This window comes from Desulfobacter curvatus DSM 3379, assembly GCF_000373985.1.
Lineage (GTDB): Bacteria > Desulfobacterota > Desulfobacteria > Desulfobacterales > Desulfobacteraceae > Desulfobacter > Desulfobacter curvatus.
In genome coordinates, this window is record NZ_KB892932.1 from 1 (window position 1) to 6939 (window position 6939).

Sequence of the window (6939 nt, forward strand, 5' to 3'; positions counted from 1 at the left end):
CGCCTGAACAAGGTACTGGACCGGTCACTGCACACCGATCAATCAAACTATCGTTTGCTTGATCGGCGCACAGCGCCGGTCAGCACCGCGATTAGATTTTAAAGACCTGACCAAGAGGAAATCGATATGGTAAATTTGCTAAAGAAAATATATTCTGAGAATACAATAATCGGTATCGCTATTATTGCCTTAATAGTCTTTTTCTCTCAATTAATATACCCAGAAAAGGCAAAAGTTCTCATAGAATATTTGATTCCTCTCTTTATAATAGTTGTGTGTCTTGAAATATTATTCATGAGAGAGAATTTCAAAAACATGGGTAATAAGCTAAATGTTGATTTCGAATATCAAGCCTTCAATACTGGTGGGGAGTTTGACAATTATTTAGCTAACAGATTTAAGGCGGCGAAATCTGTTAAGGTTGTACACATTAATTCTCAAACATCTAATAAAAGAGAAAATAGACGGTACTACGAAATCATGAGTGATTTCGTGAAAGCCGGTAATAGTTTTAGAAGAGTTTTTTCAGATGCAACCAATATTGATGTATACAAGTGGATGAAAGAGGATCTGCTTGCATACAAAAATGATAAATATTTTGTTCATCTTTTAGATAAGATAAAAATTCACAATATCAGAACGATAGGAATTATGATAATAGATGAGGAAGAAGTGTGTTTAGGTGGTGGATACGTTACATCTTTTCAAAACCCTACAATATCAGTAAAAAACAAACAGATAGTAAAATTCTTTTCAGATTATTTTGATTACCTCAAAGACAATTCAATCAACCTTAAGACAGATGAAAATTTAAAGATAGACATTTTAGAACAAAGAATAAAATCAATTGAATCTAACAAGGCTAATTCAGCCGACGCAAAAAGCCGCTCGGCTGATTAGCGTCGTTAGATTTTGAAATGACAAAAGTGAAATTGACTGTATTAATTGGATCGTTCGCAAGGGGTGACGCTGGCCCTGATAGCGATGTTGATATATTGCGCGTTGGTCACTGTAGCTCTGTCGAAAGACCAGCACAAGTTGGTAAAAATATTCCAATTTCGTATATCGACTATGACTTTTTTACTTTCATGGAGTTACATCAACAAGGCTCATTATTTTTGCACCATGTATTTCAAGAAGGCAGATTGATAGATGGTAATAATAATCTGTGGGTAAAGCTGAAAAATAATTTCAATGTTACGTATGACCATAAGAATTCTATAAATGAATATTGTGAACTTCTTCAATTCATAGATGAATATCCTGGATTTGAACATTCATTTATGCCGTATTTGTCGAACGTATTCAAAGCATTAAAAAATATCGGCATTTTCAAGCTAGCAGAAAAGGGCTGTTTTGTATTCGACAAAACAACCGCCCTTGTGCGGGGCTGTGGGTTAACCTCAAACGAGGCAGAAACCCTAATCACCTGCAATAATTGCTTCGAAAGATCAAGGGTTCCATCTATAAAGGAATTAGAAACATTTAAAATTGTGGCTAAAATTTGGAAGAAATATAATCATGAATTTATCAAGGTAATGAGCAATGATCAGTGAGGAAACACACACTATTTTAAAGAGAGCCATTGCGAAACCATCGGATTTTTCTAAAGGAGCAAAAAGAAAGCAGCTACAAGCAGTGTACGATAAAATGTTAGATGAAGTTTCTGTTGATATATTCAATGAGCCCTGTAAAAATAAAATGATTCTAAGGCAGAAAATTAATCGCTTAGAAAATAAAACTTCTGAAATTGCAGTCTTGGCTGAATTAATGAAGAATGATCATCTGCTATTCAGTAAGGATTATCGAGATCACGGTGGTGATGTTGAGAATTTTTTAGAAAATCATATAAAGCATTTTCTAAGAGAATTGCGCCATGAATAACAATGATAAGAACAAAGATATTGCCTTGAAAACGTGGGGAATATACCAAGGTCTCATCAAAGGTATGGGGGAGAGTGCCTGGAAAATACGTTCTGTCTGTTTAGCGACATCGGCTGCCCTAATAGCATATACATACAACTCATCCTCGCCACTTCTATATCTTATAGTTTCAGCGCTTGCAGTATTATTTATGATGTTAGAATCGGGATATAGAAGACTACAAGACCAATATATTGAGAAATCATATCTGATTGAACTTACACTTAATGATTTTATTGCCAATGAAGAAATGCCACGATTTCCCGATAGTATAGGAACAGATGTTGATACGCCGACTTTAAAACAACTTGTGAATCTATTTAAACTTAAGCGAATAATATTCTGGCTGCCATACTTATTTCTATTTATTATACCGATTTTATTATGGAAGTATCAAATAATAAAGACAATCTAACAAGACGCTTTCAGTCGGACACGCAAAAAAAACGCGCGCCTCTGAAGCGCAGCGTTCACGGCGGCTCCGCCGCCGTGAATCGCGGTGCTGACTTCGTCCAGTACCTTGTCCAGTCGCCTCTGGCGCCTGAACAAGGTACTGGACCGGTCACTGCACACCGATCAATCAAACTATCGTTTGCTTGATCGGCGCACAGCGCCGGTCAGCACCGCGATTGGCCTCCCAATATATTGCATTGAATTGGAATATAATGAAAAATGAAATTTGAATTGGAAAAATTTCACAGAAATACAAACGAAAAAGATTTGTTGGAAGATTTAAGAAGGAGTTATCATCTTTTAAAGAAAAAAAATATGCCGCTTACATACAGGTCATATGATGAAATCGGTATCTATTCGTCAGCGACTATGACAGCACGTTTTGGGTCATGGAATAACGCCCTTGCAAATGCACAAATTGAAATCAATGAAGAAAAGAATATTTCTGACAAAGATTTATTCTTAAATTTAGAGCAGGTTTGGACAGCTTTGGGCCGTCAGCCTGTGACAAGAGACCTCATTAAGCCGCTTTCAAAATATACATATCAAACTTACAGTGAGCGTTTTGGTAGCTGGCGTAGAGCATTGGAGGCTTTCGTTGAATATATAAATGAAGATGAAGGTATTTCAGAAATTTACGATGAGCCAGAATTACAGAAAGATGTATCAGAGGTTGTTCAAAAACGCAGAACGACTCGCAACATTTCTGATAGAATGCGCTTTAGAATATTGTCCAGAGATGGTTTTACTTGCCAGACTTGTGGCGCAAGTCCAATAAAAGAGCGAGGCGTTGAGTTACACGTTGACCACATCATTCCATGGTCAAAAGGCGGTGAAACAATAGAAGAAAATTTACAAACCAAGTGTAAGCAATGCAATTTGGGAAAAGGAAATGCTTTTAACCAATAAAGGCCAACGTTGGAGAGGGACCAGGCTTACTGCGCGGCCTTTCGGAAGTGCCTGGGTCAGGAAAATTTATCTTTTTAGTGGAAGTTTTGGGGTTTAAAAAGCCTGGCCCCTCAACTCCACGTTGGCGCGCAGCACCGGGGCAACGCGGAAAGTCTCTGTATACTTCCTGAGTCTTCATGCGCTGTATAGTGTGGCGGATACTGCAATACGGCATCGAAAAACGGAGCAGATATCAGTACGGAGACGGAAGATGTCGGGAAGTTGTAACAGACTTCCTGCAAAACCGGATGTTGACCCTTGATTTTACCGGATGAACAGTGAGTTCTGCGTAAGTATTCTGATTTATTTTTATTAATATTTTCAGTATGTTATAAAACTACATAGAATTTATTAGAGCTTAAGCTCATAATTCAAAATATACAATTTAAAAATACCTAATGAATTTAAATAGTTATTTGAGTGTCCTTTGATACTAAAAAAATATTTTTTCGTATTTAGCACGAAATGGATTTTATAACATGCTGAAATGCTAGTAAAAAATCGAGCCGAATATTTACAGTTCTGCAGGAACTCTTATGTAAACGGGTTTTCCCGAATAAAGAGAATAATACATATGAAATGGAAAATTTATAATCATCCCGGATTCTATGACCGGTATATGAAGAGAATGGCGGGTTGGATCGAAGTTTATCGGGAGAGGGAGTTGGTTCGGGTACTGGATCAGTGTATTAATGACAACAATATAGTGCTTGATATCGGTTGCGGCACCGGAGCGAACTGCATACTGCTTGGAAAACGATATCAAAATGCCCGAATAGTCGGTATCGACATCAATCCTGATTTTCTTGGTTATGCGGAACGGAAGATTTCTGATGCGGGTATAAAAAATGTAAAACTGATCAGACAGGATATCACCGGATGCACCCGGGAAAGTATAAGCAAAGACCGCATTGACATTGCAATATGTATACTCGGCCTGAGTGTAATCACAGATTGGGAGAAAGCAATAGAGCGGATATTTGCGATTCTTGATCCCGGCGGCAACTTTATTGTATTCGATCTTTACATTGATACACAAACATTCATGGGCAAATTAAGCAATTTCCTTACAGGATTATTCTTCGGAGCGCATCATGACCGCATGATCCTGAACAGGCTCAGATCGTCATTCATTGAAACTGACACAATAAAAATCGATGTCAAACCGGAGTCAGGCACTGCTTTATTCATTTTTCGGGGACGTAAATGAATTGAAAGCACAGAGGGGAAACCGGAGAAGTATATGGGTCTTTCGTCGGCCAACCAGTCGCTGTAGCTGACCGCCGTGTAGCCTGGCGACTCTTCGCGGAGATTGTACGGCGGCAGCTAAGCTTGGCGTTCACGGCGGCTCCGCCGCCGTGAATCGCGGTGCTGACTTCGTCCAGTACCTTGTCCAGTCGCCTCTGGCGCCTGAACAAGGTACTGGACCGGTCACTGCACACCGATCAATCAAACTATCGTTTGCTTGATCGGCGCACAGCGCCGGTCAGCACCGCGATTATACCCTTTTCATTGTACCTCTGGTAAGCGAAAAATAAATACCAACCAAACAGCTGACTGTATAAATAATAAAAAGAATATTTATCGAACGAAGAAACGCATCATAGTTTTCAAGAGCTATCTCTTTATTTCCGATGATAAGCGAGAATAAAAATGTTACGATTGCCATACTGATCACCTGTCCAAGAAGCCTCATTGTAGCAACAGTTCCCGAAGCAACGCCATACAACTTCTTTTCAACACTGCTCATAATGGCATTCATATTTGGAGATGAAAACAAAGCAAATCCCAGACCAAGAACTAATAGACTGACAATTATGTAAAGTAAAGATGTCTCGCCATTTAGAAAGACCAGCAACAAAAGTCCCAATGCTGTAAGCCCCATTCCTGATGAAGCAATTATTGCAGGATTTGTCTTATCGGAAAATTTTCCTGCAAAAGGCGAAAAAACGGCTTGTACCAATGGTTGTGAAACAAGCACAATCCCAGCCACTTGCGGTGTCATCCCCTTTATATATTGCAAATACAAACTTAAAAGAAACGCTACAGCATAGGTTGCTGAATAATTGATGAGAGCGGCAATACTTGAGAAAGTAAACGTGCGGTTGCTGCAAAAAAGGGAAGTATCAATAACGGGAAACCTAGTTTTTCTTACGTAGTAAACAAATGCAGCCCCTCCTGCTATTCCAAGACATAACAGCCATATGCCTGATGCGGCAGGCAAGGAAGTAAAACCAAACATAAGACAGACGAGTGAAACCCCATACAGCACACTTCCAATAATATCAAAACGTTCATTTTCAGCACTTGCCCATTCTTTTTTGATTTTTACAACGGAAAGATATAGTGCTAACATTCCGAAAGGCGCATTGACGAGAAACACACCTCTCCATCCCAGAAAACTTGTCAACCATCCTCCGGCAAAAGGGCCAAACGAATATCCGATATAAACACATGCCACAACAACACCCATTGCTTTTCCTCTTTCCTTTACCGGAAAAACATCAGAGATAATGGCCATGCTTGTTGCCATTGACATAGCTGCTCCCACACCCTGTAATATGCGAAAAATAATAATCCAGTAAATAGACGGTACAAAAGCAGTACCCACTGTAAAAACGGTAAATATGGCAATACCTATGGTAAAAATCCTTTTTCGTCCATAAATATCTCCCAGTTTTCCGGCAGGCACCAAGACCACCCCTGAGGCTAATAGATAAGCGGTAGCAGTCCAACTTAATAAGACAGCGTCAACTGAAAAATCGGCCTGAATCGCTGGCAGGGCAATATTGACCGCAGAAATCATAAAAGGGAACATGAAAACAGAAAGAGATATTGCCCATAAGGTCGAAGTCTTTAATGGCTGTGTATTGTTTGATTGCATCGGTCTCCTCCATTATTTTAGTATCTTTCCAAATAGGTAAAGGCATTGTCCGCCATCTTTTCGAGATCGGTTAACAACTGCTCCTTCCGTTTTTTAGATAAATCTCGACTAAGAATTTCACTCCATTTCAGGATAATATTCCAAAATTCGTCTTCGATCTCTCTTGCGGCTGGTTCCAGATATGCATGTTTAACACGTAGATCGTTACTATCGGAAACCCGCCGGATATACCCGAGATCTTCTAATTTTTTCAACGCTCTTGCAGTGTTGGCTTTGTTTAAAAATGTTGATCGGGTTAAGTCTTCCTGACTTCTGCCATCCGCACTAAAAAGCTCTGCTAAAAAAATGTACTGTCCAATACCAATTTTTAACTTAGGCATCTCTTTGTTCAGATAGACTGCAAACATCCTGAAAAGTAGTGTGATAAAACGGGCTGGGGTTTTTCTGCCTTGTAGTTGCATGTTTTTTCCCTTCTATATTAGTTGACTTAGCAACAATGTAGCGCCATCAAGTTGCGAAGTCAACTAATTTGCATCAAAGTGGCAAAAAGAGGCTCGAATGTATTTCAAATACTAACTACTGAAAATAATTTCATTTTATTTACAAAAAGAGAAAAATGTCATAAAGGTATAATCGGGATAGGACTCCCCATCACTGAGGAGCCCTCCCACACCACCCGGCATACGGATCTCGTACCAGGGCGGTTCGGCTGATTTTATGAATCAGTTCCC

At 39.3% G+C, this 6939-nt stretch carries 8 protein-coding genes; 6 read left to right on the plus strand and 2 right to left on the minus strand.

The features are described 5' to 3' along the window. Window positions 1-126: 126 nt before the first annotated feature. From B147_RS0104110 to B147_RS29990, 6 genes are all read left to right on the plus strand, one after another. Window positions 127-900: a hypothetical protein gene (locus tag B147_RS0104110; RefSeq protein WP_020585975.1), complete on the plus strand. Its 774-nt coding sequence runs from the start codon at window positions 127-129 to the stop codon at window positions 898-900. A gap of 17 nt (window positions 901-917) precedes the next feature. Further along, window positions 918-1556 carry a nucleotidyltransferase domain-containing protein gene (locus tag B147_RS0104115; RefSeq protein WP_020585976.1) on the plus strand — a complete coding sequence of 213 codons (639 nt, stop codon included), beginning with the start codon at window positions 918-920 and terminating at the stop codon, window positions 1554-1556. Beyond that, window positions 1546-1884, plus strand: a complete 339-nt coding sequence (locus B147_RS0104120; RefSeq protein WP_020585977.1) for a hypothetical protein — start codon at window positions 1546-1548, stop codon at window positions 1882-1884. Before B147_RS0104115 ends, B147_RS0104120 begins: the two co-directional genes overlap by 11 nt. Then, complete coding sequence (locus B147_RS0104125) at window positions 1877-2338, plus strand: hypothetical protein (protein WP_020585978.1); 462 nt, start codon at window positions 1877-1879, stop codon at window positions 2336-2338. Before B147_RS0104120 ends, B147_RS0104125 begins: the two co-directional genes overlap by 8 nt. Before the next feature lie 257 nt (window positions 2339-2595). Then, window positions 2596-3285 carry a homing endonuclease associated repeat-containing protein gene (locus B147_RS32255; RefSeq protein ID WP_020585979.1) on the plus strand — a complete coding sequence of 230 codons (690 nt, stop codon included), beginning with the start codon at window positions 2596-2598 and terminating at the stop codon, window positions 3283-3285. 613 nt (window positions 3286-3898) lie between these two features. Next, entirely contained in the window at window positions 3899-4534 is a 636-nt protein-coding gene (locus B147_RS29990) for a class I SAM-dependent methyltransferase (RefSeq protein WP_020585980.1), read from the plus strand. A gap of 288 nt (window positions 4535-4822) precedes the next feature. On the opposite strand, the gene B147_RS0104140 is transcribed toward B147_RS29990, so the two are convergent. Continuing rightward, a complete protein-coding gene (locus tag B147_RS0104140) occupies window positions 4823-6208 on the minus strand; it encodes an MFS transporter (RefSeq protein ID WP_020585981.1) in 1386 nt (461 codons plus the stop codon). 17 nt (window positions 6209-6225) lie between these two features. Next, window positions 6226-6669 (minus strand): MarR family winged helix-turn-helix transcriptional regulator, encoded by a 444-nt coding sequence (locus B147_RS0104145; RefSeq protein WP_020585982.1) that lies wholly within the window; start codon window positions 6667-6669, stop codon window positions 6226-6228. Between the last annotated feature and the right edge of the window lie 270 nt (window positions 6670-6939).

Coding starts and splice junctions, on each gene's coding strand:
- B147_RS0104115 (WP_020585976.1), top strand. CDS start 918: ATGACAAAAGTGAAATTGACTGTATTAATTGGATCGTTCGCAAGGGGT.
- B147_RS0104140 (WP_020585981.1), bottom strand. CDS start 6,208: ATGCAATCAAACAATACACAGCCATTAAAGACTTCGACCTTATGGGCA.
- B147_RS0104110 (WP_020585975.1), top strand. CDS start 127: ATGGTAAATTTGCTAAAGAAAATATATTCTGAGAATACAATAATCGGT.
- B147_RS29990 (WP_020585980.1), top strand. CDS start 3,899: ATGAAATGGAAAATTTATAATCATCCCGGATTCTATGACCGGTATATG.
- B147_RS0104145 (WP_020585982.1), bottom strand. CDS start 6,669: ATGCAACTACAAGGCAGAAAAACCCCAGCCCGTTTTATCACACTACTT.
- B147_RS32255 (WP_020585979.1), top strand. CDS start 2,596: ATGAAATTTGAATTGGAAAAATTTCACAGAAATACAAACGAAAAAGAT.
- B147_RS0104125 (WP_020585978.1), top strand. CDS start 1,877: ATGAATAACAATGATAAGAACAAAGATATTGCCTTGAAAACGTGGGGA.
- B147_RS0104120 (WP_020585977.1), top strand. CDS start 1,546: ATGATCAGTGAGGAAACACACACTATTTTAAAGAGAGCCATTGCGAAA.